The 20,232-nt window shown below is 60.4% G+C and carries 13 protein-coding genes and 1 tRNA gene; 5 read left to right on the forward strand and 9 right to left on the reverse strand.

Features of this window, described 5'->3' with window-relative positions:
- Positions 1-23 precede the first annotated feature (23 nt).
- Positions 24-4,643: a DUF5979 domain-containing protein gene (locus M1L53_RS22725; protein ID WP_054187157.1), complete on the reverse strand. Its 4,620-nt coding sequence runs from the start codon at positions 4,641-4,643 to the stop codon at positions 24-26.
- Between the two features lie 1,444 nt (positions 4,644-6,087).
- Here M1L53_RS22725 and M1L53_RS22730 point away from each other — a divergent pair.
- Positions 6,088-6,273, forward strand: coding sequence for a hypothetical protein (locus M1L53_RS22730; RefSeq protein ID WP_054187156.1), 186 nt, complete (start codon positions 6,088-6,090; stop codon positions 6,271-6,273).
- 1,018 nt (positions 6,274-7,291) lie between these two features.
- On the opposite strand, the gene M1L53_RS22735 is transcribed toward M1L53_RS22730, so the two are convergent.
- Positions 7,292-8,191, reverse strand: coding sequence for a glycosyltransferase family 2 protein (locus M1L53_RS22735; RefSeq protein ID WP_054187154.1), 900 nt, complete (start codon positions 8,189-8,191; stop codon positions 7,292-7,294).
- Between the two features lie 85 nt (positions 8,192-8,276).
- Here M1L53_RS22735 and M1L53_RS22740 point away from each other — a divergent pair, with 85 nt between their 5' ends.
- On the forward strand, positions 8,277-9,035 hold the full coding sequence (locus M1L53_RS22740; protein ID WP_083471150.1) for a glycosyltransferase family 2 protein: 759 nt from the start codon (positions 8,277-8,279) through the stop codon (positions 9,033-9,035).
- 729 nt (positions 9,036-9,764) lie between these two features.
- On the opposite strand, the gene M1L53_RS22745 is transcribed toward M1L53_RS22740, so the two are convergent.
- The 5 genes from M1L53_RS22745 to M1L53_RS22765 form a co-directional block, all read right to left on the reverse strand.
- Entirely contained in the window at positions 9,765-10,001 is a 237-nt protein-coding gene (locus tag M1L53_RS22745; RefSeq protein WP_054187153.1) for a hypothetical protein, read from the reverse strand.
- Positions 9,988-10,164, reverse strand: coding sequence for a hypothetical protein (locus M1L53_RS22750; RefSeq protein ID WP_157092616.1), 177 nt, complete (start codon positions 10,162-10,164; stop codon positions 9,988-9,990). Before M1L53_RS22750 ends, M1L53_RS22745 begins: the two co-directional genes overlap by 14 nt.
- Before the next feature lie 384 nt (positions 10,165-10,548).
- The gene (locus tag M1L53_RS22755; RefSeq protein ID WP_054187152.1) at positions 10,549-11,166 is read right to left on the reverse strand and encodes an excalibur calcium-binding domain-containing protein; all 618 of its coding nucleotides are present in this window, start codon (positions 11,164-11,166) and stop codon (positions 10,549-10,551) included.
- A 60-nt stretch (positions 11,167-11,226) separates the two neighbouring features.
- Positions 11,227-11,982, reverse strand: coding sequence for a hypothetical protein (locus M1L53_RS22760; RefSeq protein ID WP_054187151.1), 756 nt, complete (start codon positions 11,980-11,982; stop codon positions 11,227-11,229).
- A 1,074-nt stretch (positions 11,983-13,056) separates the two neighbouring features.
- Positions 13,057-13,129: transfer RNA gene (locus M1L53_RS22765), tRNA-Arg, on the reverse strand.
- A gap of 97 nt (positions 13,130-13,226) precedes the next feature.
- Here M1L53_RS22765 and M1L53_RS22770 point away from each other — a divergent pair.
- Both M1L53_RS22770 and ssb read left to right on the forward strand, forming a co-directional pair.
- Entirely contained in the window at positions 13,227-15,362 is a 2,136-nt protein-coding gene (locus M1L53_RS22770; protein ID WP_054187149.1) for a cytochrome c oxidase assembly protein, read from the forward strand.
- A 182-nt stretch (positions 15,363-15,544) separates the two neighbouring features.
- Positions 15,545-15,958: a single-stranded DNA-binding protein gene (ssb, locus tag M1L53_RS22775; protein WP_054187148.1), complete on the forward strand. Its 414-nt coding sequence runs from the start codon at positions 15,545-15,547 to the stop codon at positions 15,956-15,958.
- Positions 15,959-15,962: 4 nt separating this feature from the next.
- Here the strand turns inward: ssb and M1L53_RS22780 are convergent, their stop codons facing one another.
- Entirely contained in the window at positions 15,963-16,421 is a 459-nt protein-coding gene (locus M1L53_RS22780) for a MarR family winged helix-turn-helix transcriptional regulator (RefSeq protein WP_003945320.1), read from the reverse strand.
- A gap of 106 nt (positions 16,422-16,527) precedes the next feature.
- Between M1L53_RS22780 and M1L53_RS22785 the strand changes: the two genes are divergently transcribed.
- Positions 16,528-18,345, forward strand: coding sequence for an ABC transporter ATP-binding protein (locus tag M1L53_RS22785; protein WP_007733348.1), 1,818 nt, complete (start codon positions 16,528-16,530; stop codon positions 18,343-18,345).
- A gap of 118 nt (positions 18,346-18,463) precedes the next feature.
- Here the strand turns inward: M1L53_RS22785 and M1L53_RS22790 are convergent, their stop codons facing one another.
- Positions 18,464-20,152, reverse strand: coding sequence for an FAD-dependent oxidoreductase (locus M1L53_RS22790; protein ID WP_054187147.1), 1,689 nt, complete (start codon positions 20,150-20,152; stop codon positions 18,464-18,466).
- Positions 20,153-20,232: the final 80 nt, after the last annotated feature.

The following is a 20,232-nucleotide window of genomic DNA, read 5'->3' on the forward strand; positions in this document are numbered from 1 at the left end:
GTTTCGGTATTTCTGGTTGGGAGTTACTCCTGGCCGGGTGCGCGCTTGCGGTTACGCAGGGTGAGCCATGCGCCACCGCCGATCAGTGCCAGCGCCAGACCGGCGAGCCAGATGACGTTCGCGCCGGTTACCGGCAGGGACGAGGACTGGTCCGGTTTGGCCTGAGCAGGATTTCCCGGAGCAGGTGTGCCCGGAGCACCGTTGTGTCCACCACCGTTGTTGCCGGGAGTGTTGTTGCCGGGAGTCGAAACGTCAGTGCCTGGTCCTCCGGGTACTTCAGAGCCCGGCCATGTCGGGATTTCCCACGGCGGCAGCGGGATCGGGATCGGGATGATGATCAGCCCATTGCTGCTGGTTTTGTTCTCGAGTCCCAGGACCACCGACTTGTTTGCTTCGCCGGTGAGCTTGACGGAAGTTGCGGTCGGTTCGCCGTCGATCTTCGAGACATCCGCCTTGGCTTCCTTGACGCCCCAGATCACTTCACCCCACTTGACGTTGGTGACGTCGGTGTGAGCACCGGTTTCTGTGAAAGTGATGTCGGTGTTCAGCGGGAACTGGACCCGGCCGTCGATGACGGCTGCGTCGCACTGGGCGGTCGGAGTGACCGAAGCGCCCGGCTTGACATCGAGAACACAAGACCGCGCCTCATTGTCGATGTCCGTCCACGTAGCCGTGACCTGGAAGATCGTGGATCCGTCTTTGGCTACCTGGCTGCCCTTGGGGCCGGTCACGATCTTGTCGATATCCACCTCGGTGGTCGGGATCGGGCGGTTGTGGATCTCCACCACAGCCTTCTCACCCGCCACCGCCTTGACGGTGTCGCGGTAATCGGCGTCACCGGCATCCGCGGAGACGTAGTAGTACGGCCGCGCCCAGTCGATACCGGCCAGTGGCTTGGGGTCGACCTCGGAGAAGGTGATCACGGTGTTCCGCGGCACAACCTCGTCGGACGTCCAGCTCCAGTCGTTTGCGGCATCGAGGGTGATGGTCTGGCCCACTGCCGGGAAATCAGTTCCAGCGGGGAGTGCCGGATCGATCCCGTCGATACGGACCTCGAACGTCGCGCTGTCAGGCAGGTCGGCCTCGGGTGCGCGGACGGGGTTGCCGTCAGCGTCGAGGATGAACTTCGTGAATTCGACCGATCCGAATTTCCACAGCGCCTCGTTCGACAGCGTGATCAGTCGACCGTCGGTCGGGTCGTCGGAGACTATGCCCGTCGCGGTGCCGTCGAGGTTCGAATGCAGCCACGATTCGCCTTCCGGGCTGGTGCCCCAGGAGATCGTGCCCCACTCGACTCCGTCGACATCGGGACGGCCGGTCTCAGTGAAGGTCACCTCGGTGCCGACAGGGAGGTCGACGCCGAGCGGTGTGGTCTGTCCCTGCTTGACGCTCAGCACCTGGGTGCGGTACTCCACACCGTCGCGCCAACGCGCCTCGACCGTGAACTCCACGTCGTCGCCGACGGCCTCGGCGGCCTCACCGCCGACCTGCTTTGCGATGCGCAGAGTGCCGTCGTTGACGTCGACGAAGTTCGACACCTCGATCTTGCGCAGATCCTTGCCGATGGTCACCACGGCTGCGTTGTCCGGACTGATCCTGACATTCCCGGAGTATGCGGGCACGCCATAGGCGAGACCGTCACCGTTTGCCGGAACCAGCTCTGTCAGTGTGACTTCGGTGCCGCCCGGCAGGTTCTCGCCGAACGGAACCGGGGTGCCGTCGGACGGAAGAGACAGCGTCTTGCTCTGCGGGTTGTCGTCCGTATCGAGCCAGGTGGCAATCACGTCGAAGCTCGCCGGTACGGCCTTGTCGGACGCCTTCGGGCCCGTGAGCTTTTTGCTCACTTCGAAGGTGCCTTGCGTGATCGTGGCCTCGTTGGTGACGGAGACCGTGTTCGCCGACGCGTCGGTGCCGATGGTGAGCGTCTTCGGGCTGATCACCGGCAGCGACCACGTCACGAGGTCGGTGTTCGTCGGTTGGACCTCGGTGAAGGTGACTTTCGCTCCGATGGGCAATTTGCCCAGGTCGTAGTGCTGACCGTCCTTCAGGGTGAATTGACGCAGCTCGTTGCCGGCGGCGTCGTCACCGAAGGCGATCTCTGCGTTGACGACGAAAGCCTCGAGCCCCGTGCGCGCTCCGTCACCGATGACGGATTTGGTGATCCTCGCCGATCCCAGGCTCGCTTTGTTGAGCAGTGTGACACCGACATTGCTCTTCGGCGTGATGGTCACCAGCGCCTCGGTGCGGTCCCCGTTGAGCGTCACACCCTCCGACGGGCGGAACGTCCCTCTCTCGAAGTACACACCGTCAACGGTCGGGAGGTTGATCTCGGACAGGCGGATCTGCCAGCCGGTTCCGCGGGGGTTGATCCCACTGACGGGTGTCCCGTCAGCCTTCACCTTGATCTCGTAGGAGCTCACCGGGGCGTCGGTCGCTGGATCTTGCCCGGGGGCGAACTCCTCGACTTTCACAGTGAACTCGGTGTCTTCCGGGAATTTCTCGGAGAAGGGAGCGATCTCCTTCAGAAGCGAGAACGAGCCCCGCGACACACCTTGGCCGGTACCGCCGCCGCCCCATTCCTGCTTGACACTCTGCGTCGACTGAGTCTTGCCGTTGTAGAAGACCGAGTTCCCGTAAACCGTGCCGCGCTGATCCAGCCCACCGCTGCTGGTGCAGAGGGTGTATTCGACGTAATAGCGAGTCTCACGGGTGTAGTCGCCCGCGTCCTTCGGGAGGGTGATGGCAATCCCGTTGTCGCCGCTGCGTGTGACCGTGGTGCCCGCGGTGATGTCCGTCCCGCCCTCTTTTGCAAGGAAGTCGCGCGCGGTGACCTTGAAATTGAGGTCCTTCTTCAGATCGCCGCTGACATCACACACCGCCAAGCTGTCGGAGAACGTGTCGGTGATGACCGCAGGTGCGTCGAGGCCCTCGAGGGTGTGCCCGGAGACCTGCACCTTCCAGTCGATGGTCGTGCCGGCAGGCTGCTTCTCGCCCGCGACGTCCTTCGGTTCGGTGTTGAGCGTGCCGGTCTTGCCGCCCTCGAACTTGGGCCCCGTCACCGAAGCGTCTTTGGAGATGCCGTTGACGACCGCCGTATTGGTGAACACATCAGAGGAGTCCGGCACCTCCTTCTCGATCACACAGGACCGGAACTTCACGTAGTAGTACTGCGTCGAGTCTTGCTTGATCTTTTCCTTCGGCGTGATGGTCATGCTGAAGGATTGGGCACTCGCCGTGGCATCGGAAGCGTCGATGTCGAACTCGGAGGTGACGTTGACGTGGTTGGTTGTTTCACCGTTCAGCCCGGGTAGACGGTTCGCGCGCCAGACCGTCGGGACGAGGCCGCCCTCGCAGACCTCGTGATTGGCGCCGAGAGTCTCCTTGATGATGACTTTCTGGTCGGGGAGGCTCGCGATGAAAGTGCCCGGAACCGTGATGCTCCAGTCGATCTCGCTGTACCGGGTGCCCCCGGCCCAACCGCCGGACTTCGACGGCCCGGTCTCTGGAGCCCAATCCTGGCCGACGCCTTCCGCGCTCACGGTGTTCCCACCGATGGTCACGGAGTTGTCGTAGACAGTGCCCGTGATGTCCACTTCGCCGCTGGTTGTGCACGAGGTGTACTCGATGCGGTAGAGCTTGTTTCTTTCGAAGGGGCCGCCGTTGTCGAGCGCGATGCTGACTGGATCACCAGCGGCACTCTGGGTGACGGTGACGCCGCCTGCGATCGGCTTGAGATCGTTCGGGCGACCGGACAACAGCTTCGCGTCGATCAGGTTACCCGTACACAGCTTCATGTTCTCTGAGAGCGCGTCGCTCAGGGTCACCGAACCGGTGCCGCCCGCGTCCAGTGCGGCCAGATCGGCACCGGGAATGTCGATGGTCCAGCGCACAGACTGCTTGTTGCCCTGGAGTTGGCCGGACTTCTTGGCAGCGCTGATCACGCTGCCGTCGCTGATGCCGCCACCGCCGGGTAGCTCGTGCGTCACGTCGAAACTGCCGTTGATCGTGAAATCAACTTTCTCTTCGGTGGTGTACGCGACAGCCTTGGTGTAGACGAAGAAATCGCCCTTCACCTCGTCCGGGCGATCCGCCACGGCATCGGAGAGAACACACGTCATCAGATTGGTGGAAGCAACCAGATCGCATGTGCCCCAAACCGTCCCGTCGTCGCCCTCGAGCGCGATCGTCGGGTTGGACTGGAGCTTCAACTCGTCAGGGAATCCGATGGTGAACTGGTCGCCCGGTTGCGGGCTCGCGCTTGACGCGTCCCAGGTGCCCTTCACCGTGACGGAGTCCCCGACCGTGATCTGCTGGTCGTTCTTTCCCTCGACCTGGACGTCGGTGATTTTCACATCGATGCCGGGATTGACTCCGCGTGCGGCCAGTCGCTGCGCCGCCACAGAAGTCGTAGACGGGGGCGCCGTGGTTGTGATCGGCGGTTTCGCAGAAGTGGGTGACTCCGACGTGGAAGTAGGCGGCGCCGTCGTTTTCAGTGGCGCCTCCGTCGTAGCCGCGGGCGGCTTCGTTGTGGTCGGAACTGTGGTGGTCGGACCTGTGGTGGTCGAGGTCCCGATGTCATCTGCTGAGGCAACTTGGACGAATGAGAACGACGATATGACCAGCGCCAGGACCGCAACGATCATCCCCAAAGCTGCCCACCGAGACACCACCCCCTCCCCGGCACGGCGTGGGAAGACACGGTTACGCATGACGAACACCTTTCGTTCAGAACACATGGTTTAGGCCCCGTTTCCGGGGCCGTCGAATAGGGAAACGGGACCTTTGAGCCGCTCTGGAGCCTGGTTGCGAGCGTTGGTGATTCTCAGGCGACCTATTGCGGAGCCGAACAGTTGGTAATCGGACCTGGTTGGCGCCAGCGCAGACCGACGGCCGGCTCTGGGTAGGCCAGGAAATTCCAAGAAAAATCGACCGCCGGTATTACCTAACGCGACGACCTACGAGGTACTAAAGGCTGCGGCCGAGGATCTTTCCTGCGCGATTCATTGCAGTTCGAGCATGAGCACCATCCCGGATAGCAAAAGCAACAGTGCGATGGCTCCGAGGGGGGAGTCTTCGTGCTACGTGCTTCGCTGCCGTGACGGTTTTCATGAAATTCCTTTCTTTGGCACAACGTAAAGAAATGTGCGCGGGGCCGTTCGCGAGAAGATGCAAATTCCGCGCAAACAACGCAGAAGGCGCAAACCGGGCGATGCGCAATCAGGAATCTAACACGAGCAAATCGCATAGCTGGACACGCCATGGACGTGCGTCCATGCAAGAAAAACTGCGCTTACCTGGGTATATCTATCTTTCTTTGATTTCTTTCAAGTTAACTGGCTGGTTCATCACAATTCGATCTCGACCATCAGTTGCATGCCTGCCTTGGCACTTGTCGACAATCGGTGAGCGGCCGAGCCGAGTCGGCGCTGCTGTACCGAATGAGCCTTTATGCAGTTCACTGCCCCTTATTTGCTGTCGGAACGACAAGGTGTGGAGCGAATTATCTGTGCACACACGCTCGACATAAATGCAAATCATTTTTCTGTGTATAGGAGCAGGGTGAATTAGGGGGTGAATTCAGTCGCGGGTCATCGAAACCCCTGTTCTGAAATGATCCAGAGATAGGGGTCACATTGGATTCGTTTTTCTTAGCAGATTGGATTCCGGCCTGAGTTAACTGTCGATAATGCTTCGGGGGCCGACATGGCATTTCGAGACAAAGAATCGCCCAGCTTTTCGTAGAAAGCCTTCGGTACGGTTACGTCAGTCCAGCTGATCGCGCGCCGCAGCGACTTTTGGCGACGCTCTTGTGCGCACGGATGAGGCACTGCCTGGGATGTGTGTGGATCTCGGAAAATGCCACGTCGGAGGCTTCTTCGAAGATCGCGAGACCCCACAAGTTCACGTCGTCCTAGCGCACCTCGGGTTCGGTGAAATGGCTTACCTGTCAAGCGCTTTCGAGGTTGGGGGTCGAATCGTGACGGTTGTTGCGTTGCTGCTGGCGGCGGTCGGTATCGGTCGCAGTGATCGATGCGTCAGCATGTGAAGCCTGGCCCGGCGCGGCTGCATTGTTTGCCGCATCCGCTCATGGTTCCGAGGTTGCTGCGCTCGGATAACACGTCGACGACAATCGCGGCCGCAAATCAGGTGGCAGGCGGCACCTCGTCGGGAATATTCGCCTTTGCGGCCGGCGACTTTCTGACGATCAACGTGACGGGTGTCGGCACAACTCCAGGTAAAGGGCTCACTGCCGAACTGAAGGGGCTGTGCTGACGCCTCACATTTACGTTCGGGCAAGTAAAACCGGACCAACACTTCTTGTCGGAGACGACTTTAATCGCGCCGCATCCAACCTTGCGTCACCGTGGATTCGGGCAGTCGACTGGTGCGTCGACAACTATCTGATCACAGCGAGTGGCGCTGTTCAGCGAAGCGGTCCCGGTGGGGCAGATTCCGACAGTGCAGATGGATACATCCACAGCGCTGCATTTCCGGAGCAGAGCCAGATGCGCGAATTCAGATCCTCACCTTTACCGCTACAGGTACCAGCCCCGGTCCGGGCGTCTTCCTAAGGTCGGGCAACCCTAAGGGCACGGTCACTTTAATGGGGCAGATGACCGGCATGCAGTGGCGAATCTTAACGACTGCAGCTTTGGGATCCAACGGGGCAAGAACAGTCCTCGCCAACGGAACCGGAACATTCACGGCGGGGGCTCAGCGCGAGATGACAGCTGTCGGCAACACGGCGACCCTCAAATACAACGGTGTCACGCTAGGTTCGTACACCGGCACTCTGCCAACGGGGCTGTATGGCGGAATTACGACTGGCTCGAGCGACAACCTAATCGACAATTATGCAGCCGGAACACAGTAATCCCTCAAGCGGAACAATCGCAATCGCGCCTGTCTGAATCTGCTCAAAAACGCCCCACCTTGCGAGGTGGGGGCGTTTTTGGTTTCTACCGAATGCGCCGATGGCCAAGCGGAACGCCAAACAGTGGATTCACCAGACAAGAGCTGACTGCAGACCAGAGCAGGGATGCGCCGGCAAACAGCGAGACCGAAAATATTGCAAACTTCTTCAAGGATCCTCCACTCGCAACTTCTCGACAATCACAGATTGCCGCAGCGGGTTTGAAGATTACTACACTTGTGCTTTGGGATTGCTGTGAATCGACTATCTGTATCAGTTCAGATCAAACTTGAACTTATTGCACGTCGAGGTCTCAGAGTCGAAGTTGCTCAATCTTCGCGGATTGCATGCTGCGCGTTGGTGGCGTGGAGCCGTCACCTAGACGAACAACGTCCTCTCACGAATGCTGCCTTGCACCTTGCCTACGAAGAATCCTGCGTGTGTCACCCATTTGCCACGTGGCATCTTCGTGACGGAATGCGGCAAAACCGGATTCAGAAGAGTGAGAGCTGCGATCTCAGTAAGTAGCGCACGCCCGGAAGGCTTCTTGAATCCGTGCCGCTTGTACTTCTTGTGCAGCATGGCTGAAGCGCTGCCGTACATACGCATCTGCTTCCAGGCGCTCGCGATTTCTGACCTGAGTCGGTATGCCACGACAGCTTTGGGCTCGTGCGCAAAAGTCATTCCCGCCATTTGTGCTCGCCAACAGAAGTCGATGTCGTCGCCAGCCGCGGTCATCGATTCGTCACATCCACCGATCGATTGGTACTGGATTTTCCACGCCCCGAAGTTTGCTCCGAATGCGTAGGGGAGGAACGATCCGTAGGAGTGCGGAGTTTCGCTGGGGACGAACTCCCTCCAGCTGTTGACCAGGGGAGTGTTAATCGACGCCGTCTCCAGCCCACCACCGACGACATCGGCGGTTTGAGCGGCGGTCGCCATGTGCTGCAGCCACTCTGGATGGACGCGGTCGTCAGCATCGCAGAAGGCGACGAATTCGCCTGCCGCATGTTCGACCCCGACGTTGCGCGCATGCGAGACGCCGCGCGCCGACGACGAGTCGACCCATCGCAACCGAAGCACTTCACCGAGAGGGTGACTCTCGATGTAGCTGCGTAGGCCATCTGTAGAGCCGTTGTCGCTGACAATGACCTCGAACGCGCCGTTATATTTCTGGGCATCGAGCGCCGCGAGTTGCTCACCGATGAGGTCCACGGCATTGAAAGTGGGGATGACAACGGAGAGAAGACTGATCGTCCGGGACGGTTCGGCTGGCATGCCGTCATCAAACCAGAGAAAACGGTCCCAACGGTCCGGTGGGGTCAAGAAAACGACCGGTCCCTTTCCATGCGATTATGTTCGCATGTCACGAATCCTTGCTGCAGTTCCGGTCTACGGACAGGTCGAGTACACCCACGCACTCGTTCCGGATCTGATTGTGCAAAGCGATGACGCCGACTTCGTGATAATCGACAATCGCGGAGATTACGAGCCACTGGGAGATGAGCGTGTAATTCGGCCAGGAAGGAACCTCGGTTGGGCCGGAGGATCAAACCTGGGTTTTCGAACGGCGTTCAGCGAGGGCTACACGCACGCAATGACGCTGAACAACGACACACGTATCTCAAAGGACTTCTTCAAGGGCCTGCTTGACCCGCGACTGCCCGACGATCTGGGCATAGTGGTGCCTGTATACGACGACGAGATGGCCCATGAAATTGTCAGAACCGACTACCGTGGCCCGGCGGCAGATTACGTTCCCGTGCCGCGATACAGGAAGGCGCCGTATGTCGATGGCACTGCGCTGATTATCACTCGCGCAGCGTGGGTAGCAGCGGGCGACGTGGATACTCGATCCTTCGGAAACTTTGCCTGGGGAGCGGATCAGGATTTGTGCTTTCGGGTGAGACAGGAAGGGTTCAGCGTGTGCATCAGCGAGATGTCCTTCATCAACCATTTCGGACGCAAGACGGCACTCGCAAACCAAAGCCTCCGCTCGTACAAGCGGAAGTCGTCGCGACAATGGGTGCGCGGCATGAAGCGCTTATATGGAAAGAATTGGTTTGACGACAACATGTTTGACCCGACACTGCATGACTTGAGTACCCACGCACTCCTCTAACTGAGCGGCAGATGGACGTGAGCAAAATGCCCCTACAGCCCGGAGGATCTGGGGGTAGGGGCATTTCGTCGTTGCGACCCCCTACGTCACCTTGGGCATCGAAGTACGGCCAGCATTCCCGCCAGAAGTGCTCCGATTCCGATCGGAATACCGAATATCAGCGCGATCCCTACAGTAACCGCCATCACACCAGTGACGAGAGCGAACTGAGCGGGCAGGTGCCACCAGGCTCCGTGCGCGGGCGCACGGGCGGTGTGGCTGCTGATGGGTCTCGGGTTCGAACGTAGACTTTCCAAGTCGACTTCTGAAAATCGATGCAGACGGACAGGTTTCCGAAGATCGTTGCCCCGCTCCCGGCCAGGAGTGGGGCATCTTCGTTCTTGCGGTTCTGATTTTATGTCGCACCACCGCCATCGGCGGTTCGTTGTGGCGCCCTCACTGCCCCGTTGAAAGTTGGTTTCAACGACGTGAATGATGCTCACCGCATGCCCTCTGCCCGGCGGTTGATAGCTTGCAGCCTGCTGCATTGCCTGTCTGGGCAGGTCAAGATCCGCGACACACACCGCTCTGACGTTCTTGACACATACCGTGTCGCGGCGTTGTGGTCGATCGCGACCTCGTCGAACACGACGATGTTGTTGTTGAACTGCGCACCGACGTTGATGTCTGAGACCTCGCGCGCAGAATGGTCCCCACTCCCTTCGCGGGAGTGAGGGCCATTCTTTCTTCTCAGCCTTTGCGTGCCGGCCGACCGCCGTGTCCCGGTCGATCTGCCTGCCATTCGTCGATCGTCTTCTCTGTCCACCCGGCGAATGTTCCGCGAGGTAGAGAACCGTCAGCGTTCACCGGTCCGATCGTCGCATCCGGATCCGGCAGGTTGTACCCGCTCAGCGTCGGATCCTTGGCGCCGATCCGCTCGGCGAATTGACGCTTGGACAGGAAGTGTGCCGACTTACGCTGCGCCATGCCGACGCTTCCACGCCAGTCGACCGTTAAGGCCGATGAACAGCACCAGCAGTGCAACGTAGATTCCGAGCTCGACGCCGCTGCGTCCGTTCCCGATGCCAATCACAAGCGCGATCGCCATGAGAACGACGGCGAGAATGCCGAGGCCTTCCGCTCTGGTCATGAGTTCATCCTTTCCTGTCTGCGTCGATGATGGGATACTGACCGGTGGAACCGGGGGTGCTTCACTCACCCCCGGCTCCGATCAACTACCCATCCTTCCCCTTTCTCCGGTGCTTCCCCGGTAGGGTCTGGCGTTGCAGGTAGAGGCTGTACAGCCCTACGAGAAACGCCACGATGGTGATTCACCGATCAAACCAGTCCACATCATCTCCACTCTGTAATTGTTTGCCTGGCCCCTGTGACCTGACAAGATTTAATATACCGTATCGAACGGATTATTACAACCTTTCTGGACGGATAATTACGAATCGATTGTCAAGTAGCGCAAAAGAATCGGCCCTACCCTCAAAAGGGTAGGGCCGAACTCAACTCGATCGGTGCTGTTTCAGCAACCAGCAGGCTCTGACGGCGCATTCCTGATGACCACCGATACCGGCGTGGTGTTGAGCACGGCCACCGAGAACATGTCGACGCCCGACGCCGTGACCTCGCCTGCCCAGAACCACTCGTACAAGTCATCGAACCTTCGGACATCGCACGGCTTCATTCCATCCACGTCGGAGTTGACGGGCAGACGCGAACCCATCCATTTCGCTGCGTCATCGAGATCCATGCCGGAAAGGTCGAAGCTCACTGAATTTGAGCTAATTTGCTTGCGGTTCCTAGCAGTGCCGGGCACGAGGATCCCGTTCATCCCAGAATCCTGGGTTTCTTCTACCGGCGCGGGCGCAGCGGTCGTGGTCACCTTCGCGCCGCCGTCCGTCTCGCATGCAACGCCATCGCCGTCGCGGTCCCACTCGGCGCGGTAGCTCTGTTCACCTTTGAGGAGGGGAGCGGCGCCGACTTCTCGAGCCTCCGCGCAACTGGCGAAGTTTGACGAATCGACAAGTAGCGCTTGCTTTGACCCATCTTGATCGCTCTCGGCTCTAGAGCATGAAGAAAGGACGAGGGCGGCTGGAATCAGCATTGCCACCAAGGCTCGTTTCATGGTCAGCTCGCGCATTGCTCGGTCCATCCCGTTGTTCCGTCCGTGAACATGGTTGTCCCCGTCTGGTACATCGGGTCAGTCATGCAATGGTCGATCACCTTGCCGGTCAACGGAGCGGGCGCCATTCGGTGCACCCGTATACCCAACGGGGGCATCCGGAGTGCTCTGAACCTTCGGGACTACAACTGTCGTCGGCACATACGGTGCTTCGGTTTGCACCGGTTCAGTTGGAGCTTCGGGACTGACGCGCGGCGCTTCGACGACGATCGACAGATCGGCAACCTGATAACTCGGTCCGCCGAGTGAATACTGCGGACGGTAGATCAATTTGCTCTGCGGATCGGAAACGTCGAGCAGGACCCATCCCTCATATTTTGACGAGGGCGTGAACGGCTGCATGAATTTGTCGCGATCCGCGATGCAGGTGTGGTTGTCGATGCCGACATCCTTCGTGACGCCGGATGATGTCACCTCGGAGAAGTCTCTATCGGTCGTGCGCATGAAGGTTTGCTCGTCGTGGGCTAGCGTCGTCTCGACCCGCAACTGCACTGCCACTGCGGTGCCGTCCGGTTCGGTCGGCGTGCCGTAGCGGGTTGTGCATTCAGGGTCCTTCTCAGCGGCCAGAACCGTCACAGTCCCGAGTGTGGCTCCAACTCTGTCCTCGACCGTGAACGGCGTCCCCATCGATACGACTTCGAGAGCCGGCGCGGCTGTGGTCGTCGCAGATGTGGCGGAGTCGGCTGTGGGCGTCCCGTCCCCGCCTCCGCATGCGGTCAGCAGTAGGGCGCAGATCGCAGATGCAGCAAGCGCTGCCGAGCGGCTCGTCTTCATGCTGGTATCAAACCAGGCCGACTGTTCGCAACGAATGCTGAACAAGGTTTGCGGGGTCCGGCGAGCGTTCCCCCTACCCTTTCCGGGGCGTCATCTTCACTCCGGGCGGCGGAATTGATCGCCCGAACCCGCCGCCTAAACGTTGGACTTTCTGTGGGTTGATGAGCGATGGTTTGTGGGTGCCGCATTGGCCGTTCGTGACGTCGAGAGATGGGGTACTTGGGCCATGAATGAAACCGTGTTCGAAGCGACTGAAATGCAATGCCCGGCGTGCCATGGTGAGTTGGAGTTGGAGCTGGAGACCGACCTTCGACTGGGCGGTTCGGTTGATCGCACACCTAGGGGATACAAGTGCTTGGAGGATGACTGCGGCAGGAAGTTTCACACGAATCAGGTTCCGTAGCGTCCGCCTGGGAGCGCCAACGAAGACTGCTCCCACCCAATGCACGACAAAGCCCCCAACCTCGCGAGGTTGGGGGCTTTTGGTCTTAGTGTCCGAGCACGATCACTTCGAGTCTTTCGCATCCTTGCGTGCAGGTGGAGCGAAGCCAAATGGCTGACGGCGAGTCCTGGCGTAGTACTCCACCGGATCAGTCATCAACAGCTCTATCGCTTTGGGATCCATCGGCTTCCACTTCACTGCCTTCTTCTCAGTCGTGTTGCGCTCCCATCAATCGAGTCCCACACGGAGTGGTCGACTCTGGGTGATGACCCTACTGTAGTCGGTTTCGTGGTCGACGGGTCATGGTTTCGAGGTGTATCACATGCGTAGGTGATGGCGAGAAGTCCTGCGAGTATGGCCATTCGCGGCGTATCCACCTCCTTCTCCAGCTCTCCGGGGTTCAAGCAATCCACGGTCAATGCGCCATAGACTTGGGTCGTTCCCAGCGCAATGGCGGCGGACATATACGTCCCATAGCCAAGCCCCTCATCCGAGACCCTAGCCTCCTGACTCCGCGCTTACTCCGCGCTTTGGTCGAAATAACTTGGCATTTCTCGACATATGTCGAATTGGCGCTAGTCTTTCGGTGCAGGTCAGATGAATATCGTGACCTGCGAGAAGGCAAAGAAAAGTGCCCCCGGCAGGATTCGAACCTGCGACCAAGAGATTAGAAGGCTCTTGCTCTATCCCCTGAGCTACGGAGGCGCGTGGAACATCATACTCGAGGGTTCGGGATGTGACGCGCGCCGCCCAACTCCGACGCGTTGTCGTAGTCGGTTCGCGAAGGTCCTACCCTTGAGGTATGGCTACACCCGACCTCGCGCCGACAGATTCCCCACCGGAGTCCACACAGCACAGCGGTGCACCCGCTTCTTCGACCGCGATATTCGTGGTCAGTGGACTCATCGCAGGGCTCACCGCAGCCATCGTGGTGGGATTCTCCGCGTCGCAGGCACTGACTCTTCTGGGCATCCCGGATCCAGGCCCGATCACCACATACGGCCTGCCCGCGATGCGCGCACTGGGGGAGATCGCCGCGGTCATCGCGATCGGGTCACTGCTTCTGGCCGCGTTCTTCGTGCCGCCGCAGAAGTCGGGTGTCCTCGACGTCGACGGCTATCGGGCAGTCCGAACTGCATCGCACGCCGCGATCGTGTGGGCGATCTGTTCGTTCATGATGGTGCCTCTGACGCTCTCTGACACGTCGGGTCAGCCGTTTGCCGAAGCGATCAAACCGGCGAACCTGTGGTCGGGACTCGATCAGGTCGAGATCGCCGGCGCTTGGCGTTGGACGGCGATCATCGCGGTTGTTCTGGCGATCCTGGCCCGACTGACACTGCGCTGGTGGTGGACTCCGCTCCTGCTGCTGGTCGGTCTCCTCGGACTGATGCCGCTTGCTCTCACCGGTCACTCGTCTTCGGGCGGCTCGCATGACATCGCTACCAATAGTCTGATCCTGCACCTCGTGGCGGCTTCGCTCTGGGCCGGCGGGTTGTTCGCGCTACTGGCACACGCGCGCCGCGGCGGCGATTACACCGACGTAGCAGCCCGACGCTTTTCGACGGTCGCATCCATCTGCTTCGTCGTCATGGGATTCAGCGGCGTCATCAACGCGATTGTCCGTCTGCCTCTCGACGACGTTTTCACCACGACGTATGGACGATTGATCGTCGCGAAAACGGTTGCACTGATCATCCTCGGGTTCTTCGGTTGGGCTCAGCGGAGTCGGGCGCTACCGGCGCTGGCGGAGAATCCGAAGAGTCGCTCTGCCCTGATTCGATTTGCCGGCGCGGAGGGCATCGTGATGGCGGCGACCATCGGTCTCGCGATCGGCCTCGGTCGTACCCCGCCGCCCCCGCCGCTGTCGATTCCCTCGATTCCCGAGGTCGAACTCGGTTACAACCTTCCGGACCCGCCGTCGTTCATGGCTTTCGTGACGGACTGGCGATTCGACCTCATGTTCGGCACCGCCGCCGTTGCTGCGGCGATTCTGTACGGCATCGGCCTTCGCAAGCTGGCCAAGCGTGGGGATTCCTGGCCTGTCGGCCGAACCATCGCCTGGATGAGCGGTTGTGCGGTGCTCCTGATCGCCACGTCGTCGGGCGTCGGCAAATACGCACCGGCAGTCTTCAGCGTTCACATGGGTGCGCACATGGCGCTGTCGATGTTGGGACCAGTCCTGCTGGTTCTGGGTGCGCCGATCACTTTGGCTCTGCGGGCCCTGGATCCGGCAGGCAAGGACGGCGTGCCCGGCATTCGCGAGTGGATTCTGACCGCGCTGCACAGCCCGTTCTCGCGATTCATCACTCACCCGATCGTGGCGGCAGTTCTCTTCGTCGGCGGTTTCTACGCGCTGTATCTCGGCGGAATCTACGGTGCGACGGTCGACTCGCACAGCGCTCACCTGCTGATGAACCTGCACTTCATCCTCAGCGGCTATCTCTTCTACTGGGTGGCGATCGGAATCGACCCGTCACCACGCCAATTGCAGCCGGTGACCAAGCTGGCAATGGTCTTCGGCTCGCTTCCGTTCCACGCCTTCTTCGGCGTGGCATTGATGAGCACTACCGCCGTCATGGGCGGCGCGTACTTCCGTTCGCTCGGCCTCGGCTGGAACAACGACCTGATCGGCGATCAGCAGCTGGGCGGCAGCATCGCGTGGGCGACCGGCGAGATCCCGCTCATGGTGGTCATGCTCGCGCTACTGGTTCAGTGGTCGCGCAGCGATGGCAGGACAGCGCGCCGAACCGACCGTGCGGCCGAGCGTGACCACGACGCCGACCTCGCTGCTCACAACGCTATGTTCGCCGAATTGGCCAGGCGGGACCGCGAAGGGTGGAAACCCCGTGAGGCTGCTGACACGGAGACTACAAGCGGGGACTCTGCGGACGGGACACCCAGCGAGAAGAAATCCGACGAATCCTCCACTAGCACTTAGCTCCGACACTGCCCGGGCCATTCGGTCCGGGCAGTGCTGTTTCTCCACAGCTGTTCCACCGATGCACAGGTGGAAATCGAAGATCCCGAGCCGGGCGTTTGCCGTTCCACAATCGAAACTGCCGACGCAGTGATCGGCCCCGCGGCAGTTGGCGGGTTCTGGAGTTCGAAGGGGGATCGGACATGTACGAAACGCATGCAACGGTTGTCGGAACCGTCATCACCAATCCGGTGAAGTTGCAGACCACCAATGGCGAAGAGGTGCTGAGCTTTCGGATGGCGAGCAACACGCGTCGCAAAGACGCGGTGACCGGAGAGTGGACGGACGGAGCGACCCTCTATCTCACGGTCAGCTGCTGGCGGCGGTTGGTCACCGGCGTCGGCGCATCCATCATGAAGGGTGATCCGGTCATGGTGGCGGGGGAGTTGCGCACCAACGAGTACACGACCAAAGAGGGTGTGCCTCGTTCCGATCTCGAGCTACGGGCGACTGCGGTAGGCGCGGACCTTGCTCGTTGCATCTCGAAGATCGAGCGTCAGAGCAAGCCGACGTCGGCGGAGAATGTCGAGGACGCAGTCGACACCGTCGCTGCGTGAGGACTCAGACCGAAGGTTTCGGGCAGTCGCGGGGCCGCGAGTCGTGCCCCGCGTCCACTCGCTCGAGAAGTTCGGTGAGAGTTGCTCGCTCCGATTCGTCGAGGTCGTCGAACACATCCGAAGATTCGCGTCGTTGAGCTTTTGCGACGTCGGCAGCGAGGGTAGCGCCGGCGTCGGTGAGCTCGAGTAACACGGCTCGCCGATCGTTCGGATCGGGAGTGCGGCGCACCCATCCGGCCTCTTCGAGGGAATCCACGACGTCGGTCGCCGACCGCGGAACGATGCGCAATCGCTCGGCAAGAAACCCGAGTCGAACCGGCTCGCCCACTCGGGTCAGTACTCGCAGCGCTCGGCTTTGCGACGGCGAGAGACCGAATGGTTCCAGCGCTGCCACCTGACGTCGGCGGATGAGCCGTGCCACGGACATCACGACGTCGGTGAGTTCGCGCTCTCGGGAATGCATGGCGTCAGTCTAGCGTTGTTGGTGTCAGCCTTATAGTGAGGTAACCTCATCAATATGAAACTAGGGTGAGAAAGCCTCCAGGAGGTAGAACGTGAAACCAGATCACATGCGAAACATCGAACGATCCGCTGTCGAGATCACTCCGGCGGAATCCGTACCGGCAAAACGCGTACTCGGACTGTTCGCGCCGTATCGAACTCAGATCGCCATCGTCACCGCGGTCATCACACTCAGCGCGATCGTGGCGCTGGGCAGCCCGCTGCTCCTACGCGAAATGCTCGACAAGGCGATCCCGGACAAGAACCTCGGACTCGTGAGCGTTCTGGCCATCGGCATGATCGCCATTGCCGTGATCACGAGCTGTCTCGGCGTGGCACAGACCTGGATGTCCAACAGCATCGGCCAGAAACTGATGCACCAACTGCGCGTGCGGGTCTACTCGCATCTGCAGAATCAGTCGCTCGGATTCTTCGCTCGAACCCGAACCGGAGAAGTTCAGTCGCGTATTGCCAACGACATCGGCGGTATGCAGTCGGTGGTCACCAACACGGCAACATCCATCGCGCAGAATGCAACGACCGTGGCAGCCACCATTGTTGCTCTGTTCCTTCTGGATTGGCGGCTTGCCATCTTCTCGCTGGCGATCTTGCCGGTGTTCATCCGTATCGCACGCAAGATCGGTGACGAGCGCCGCAAGATCTCTGGTAAGCGGCAGAAGCTACTCAGTGATCTGTCGGTCCAGGTGGAGGAATCTCTCTCCGTCAGTGGCATTCTCCTCGGCAAGACGACCGGCGCGAAGTCGGCTCTGACGGATCGATTCACCGAGCGTTCAGCGGAAGTCGCAGACGTCGAACTCCGAGCCATGATGGCCGGCAAGTGGCGCATGGCGACCATGTCGATCACCTTCGCAGCCATGCCTGCACTGGTCTACTGGTTTGCCGGTTTCACTCTCGATCACGGCAACACCATCACCGTCGGCACCCTCGTCGCATTCACCACGCTGCAAACACAATTGTTCCGCCCCACCATGATGCTGCTCAACACGGGCGTCGAGGTGCAGAGCTCGATGGCACTGTTCAGTCGCGTGTTCGAGTACCTGGATCTGCCGATCGACATCGCGGATCCGGAAGAGTCGAAGAGCTTCGACCGCACCAAGATGTCCGGCGAACTTCGGTTCGACCACGTCGACTTCTCGTATCCAGGAACCGACAGCAAGACCCTCGACAACATCGACCTCACGGTCCCGGCCGGCGGAACCTTGGCGCTTGTCGGCTCCACGGGTTCGGGCAAGACCACTCTCGGATACTTGGCCGCACGTCTGTACGACCCGACTGCGGGATCGGTGAGAATCGACGACGTCGATCTGCGGGACCTCGATCTGGCGACGGTCTCCGACCTGGTAGGTGTGGTGTCGCAGGAGACGTATCTCTTCCACACGACGATTCGTGAGAACCTTCGGTTCGCGAAACCCGACGCCACGGACGCCGAGATCGAGCAGGCAGCGCGCATCGCGCAGATCCACGAGTTCATTTCCGGTCTCGACGACGGGTACGACACCATGGTCGGCGAGCGCGGCTACCGATTCTCCGGCGGTGAGAAACAGCGCATAGCGATCGCGCGCACAGTCCTGCGGAATCCGCCGATCCTCGTCCTCGACGAGGCGACGAGCGCCTTGGACAATCGCACTGAACGTGCGTTGCAGGACGCGCTCGACGAGCTGATGGTCGGACGCACCACTCTTGTTGTGGCGCACCGACTCTCCACGGTTCGAGATGCGGATCTCATCGCGGTCCTCGACCAGGGCGTGGTTGTGGAAAAGGGCACCCACGACGAACTGGTGAAGCAAGGCGGGCGGTACGCGCAGCTGCTTGCGGCTTCGGGTAGCGACGCGGTCGAACTGCCTGCGGAATTGCAGACTGTGTGACAGTGCATCCATCGCGTTGGCGAGTCACCGAGCACCGACCAGAGGTGGCATGGATGTTCGTCCAGGCCACCTCCGCGTGGTTGTACGTCGTGCCGACGGGAACGGGAACGACTCCGATCTATCGCGGGTCCTGTCGGCGGTCAGCTGCGTGGCGCGCCGCGATGTATCCGAAAACCATCGCCGGCCCGATGGTCGCGCCTGCCCCGGCGTAGTCGTTGCCCATGACCGCGGACGAGGTGTTGCCCGTCGCGTAGAGACCTGCAATCGGTTCACCGGAACAGTGCATGACCTGTGCATGTTTGTTGTAGACGAGCCCGCCTTTCGTTCCCAGATCGCCGGTTCGTAGTCGAATCGCGTAGTACGGACCTTCGTCGATCATGTCCATCGAGGGGACTGGCAATGTCGGGTCCCCGTAGTAGTTGTCGTACGCACTTTTTCCACGCTCGAAGTCTTCGTCTACACCGTTGTGCGCAAACCTGTTGTATCGATGCACAGTGAGAGCTAATTGTTTCTTCGGAAGTCCGAGGCGGCCGGCCAACTCGTCGAGCGTGTCGCCGGTGTAGAGGAGTTCGTTGTCGAACCAGGATTTCGGGAACTTCTGCCCCGGCATGATCGCTCCGATCTGATAGCGACTTTTGGCCTTCGCGTCGAAGATGAACCACGCTGGGTCGTGACCCCCGGCAATCTGGTTGTGGACGAATGTCACGTAGGGAGCGGATTCATTGGTGAACCGAACTCCGTTCTGGTTCACGATGATCGATCGGGGAACCGACCGTTCGGAGACCAATCCGTGCATGATCCCGTCAGGTCTCTTGAACGAGGGCATCCACCACGCGTCATCCATCAGGTCAACTGCGGCACCGATTTGTTGTCCCGCGCGGATGCCGTCTCCAGTGTTGTCGACCGAACCGAGGCTGTAGTTGGCGCTGGCGTTTTCCGGGAGATACTGCCGACGCATCTCGTCGCTCTGTTCGAAACCGCCGCAGGCGAGCAGTACGCCTTTGGAAGCTCGGATTCTGACAGTGCGGCCGTTGCGCTCGGCCACCACACCCACCACGCAATCATCGTCGTCCGTGATCAGCGATTCCATCGCAGTGTTCAGCCAAAGCGGAACGCCGGCTTGTTTGATCGCCAGGCGCAGACGGCCGACCAGGGCCTGCCCGAGTGTTTCCATGTGCCTTCTGGTCAGAACACTCTTCGCTGCACGCCACCCGGTTGCCAGCGCGGCACGTCGCCCTGCCCAGGTACGCATGACCATGTTCAGTTTCACGAACTCTTTGGATGTGATGTACAGACCGGCGGGAGTCGGAAGTGCGCCGGGGCGCAGACCGGACTCGTCGGTGCCGAGCATTTTCAGGTCGAAAGGAAGCGGTTCGATAGTACGTCCACGTGGGCGACCGCCCGGCTTCTCCGGGTGATAGTCCGAATAGCCCGTACACCATTGGAATCGCATGAGCGGGCTGGTCTTCTCGAGGAACTCGAACACGCGTGGACCTTCGTCGACGAACGCGTCGATGTTGTCCTCGGGAACTCCATCACCAACGACAGCTCGCATGTACGCCCGGACGTCGTCACGGCTGTCCGAGAGCCCTTCACGGGTGAGAGTTGGATTGTTGGGCACCCAGATGTTGCCGCCCGACAGCGCGGTGGTGCCGCCATAAACGTCTGCTTTTTCGATGACGAGGGTGTTCAGACCATTGGCGGCGGCTGCCAACGCCGCGGTCAACCCACCGGCACCGCTGCCGACAACGAGGAAGTCCACTTCGTGATCGAAGGACACTTCCCTTGATTTTGACGCGCGAGGCATTTGCCTCTCCTATTCAATTGGTTGAGGTTTTCTCTTCACGGGCCGCAGCCCGAAGGGGTTGACCGAGGTCAACCATGCGC

It is taken from the genome of Rhodococcus sp. T9N (genome assembly GCF_024436645.1).
Classification (GTDB): domain Bacteria; phylum Actinomycetota; class Actinomycetes; order Mycobacteriales; family Mycobacteriaceae; genus Rhodococcus_F; species Rhodococcus_F qingshengii.

Bases quoted from the DNA above. Each gene is read 5' to 3' on its own strand.
- M1L53_RS22735 (WP_054187154.1), bottom strand. From the start codon at position 8,191: ATGCCAGCCGAACCGTCCCGGACGATCAGTCTTCTCTCCGTTGTCATC.
- M1L53_RS22780 (WP_003945320.1), bottom strand. From the start codon at position 16,421: ATGCATTCCCGAGAGCGCGAACTCACCGACGTCGTGATGTCCGTGGCA.
- M1L53_RS22730 (WP_054187156.1), top strand. From the start codon at position 6,088: ATGGTTCCGAGGTTGCTGCGCTCGGATAACACGTCGACGACAATCGCG.
- M1L53_RS22745 (WP_054187153.1), bottom strand. From the start codon at position 10,001: ATGGCGCAGCGTAAGTCGGCACACTTCCTGTCCAAGCGTCAATTCGCC.
- M1L53_RS22740 (WP_083471150.1), top strand. From the start codon at position 8,277: ATGTCACGAATCCTTGCTGCAGTTCCGGTCTACGGACAGGTCGAGTAC.
- M1L53_RS22750 (WP_157092616.1), bottom strand. From the start codon at position 10,164: ATGACCAGAGCGGAAGGCCTCGGCATTCTCGCCGTCGTTCTCATGGCG.
- M1L53_RS22725 (WP_054187157.1), bottom strand. From the start codon at position 4,643: ATGATCGTTGCGGTCCTGGCGCTGGTCATATCGTCGTTCTCATTCGTC.
- M1L53_RS22770 (WP_054187149.1), top strand. From the start codon at position 13,227: ATGGCTACACCCGACCTCGCGCCGACAGATTCCCCACCGGAGTCCACA.
- M1L53_RS22785 (WP_007733348.1), top strand. From the start codon at position 16,528: ATGCGAAACATCGAACGATCCGCTGTCGAGATCACTCCGGCGGAATCC.
- ssb (WP_054187148.1), top strand. From the start codon at position 15,545: ATGTACGAAACGCATGCAACGGTTGTCGGAACCGTCATCACCAATCCG.
- M1L53_RS22760 (WP_054187151.1), bottom strand. From the start codon at position 11,982: ATGAAGACGAGCCGCTCGGCAGCGCTTGCTGCATCTGCGATCTGCGCC.
- M1L53_RS22755 (WP_054187152.1), bottom strand. From the start codon at position 11,166: ATGCGCGAGCTGACCATGAAACGAGCCTTGGTGGCAATGCTGATTCCA.
- M1L53_RS22790 (WP_054187147.1), bottom strand. From the start codon at position 20,152: ATGCCTCGCGCGTCAAAATCAAGGGAAGTGTCCTTCGATCACGAAGTG.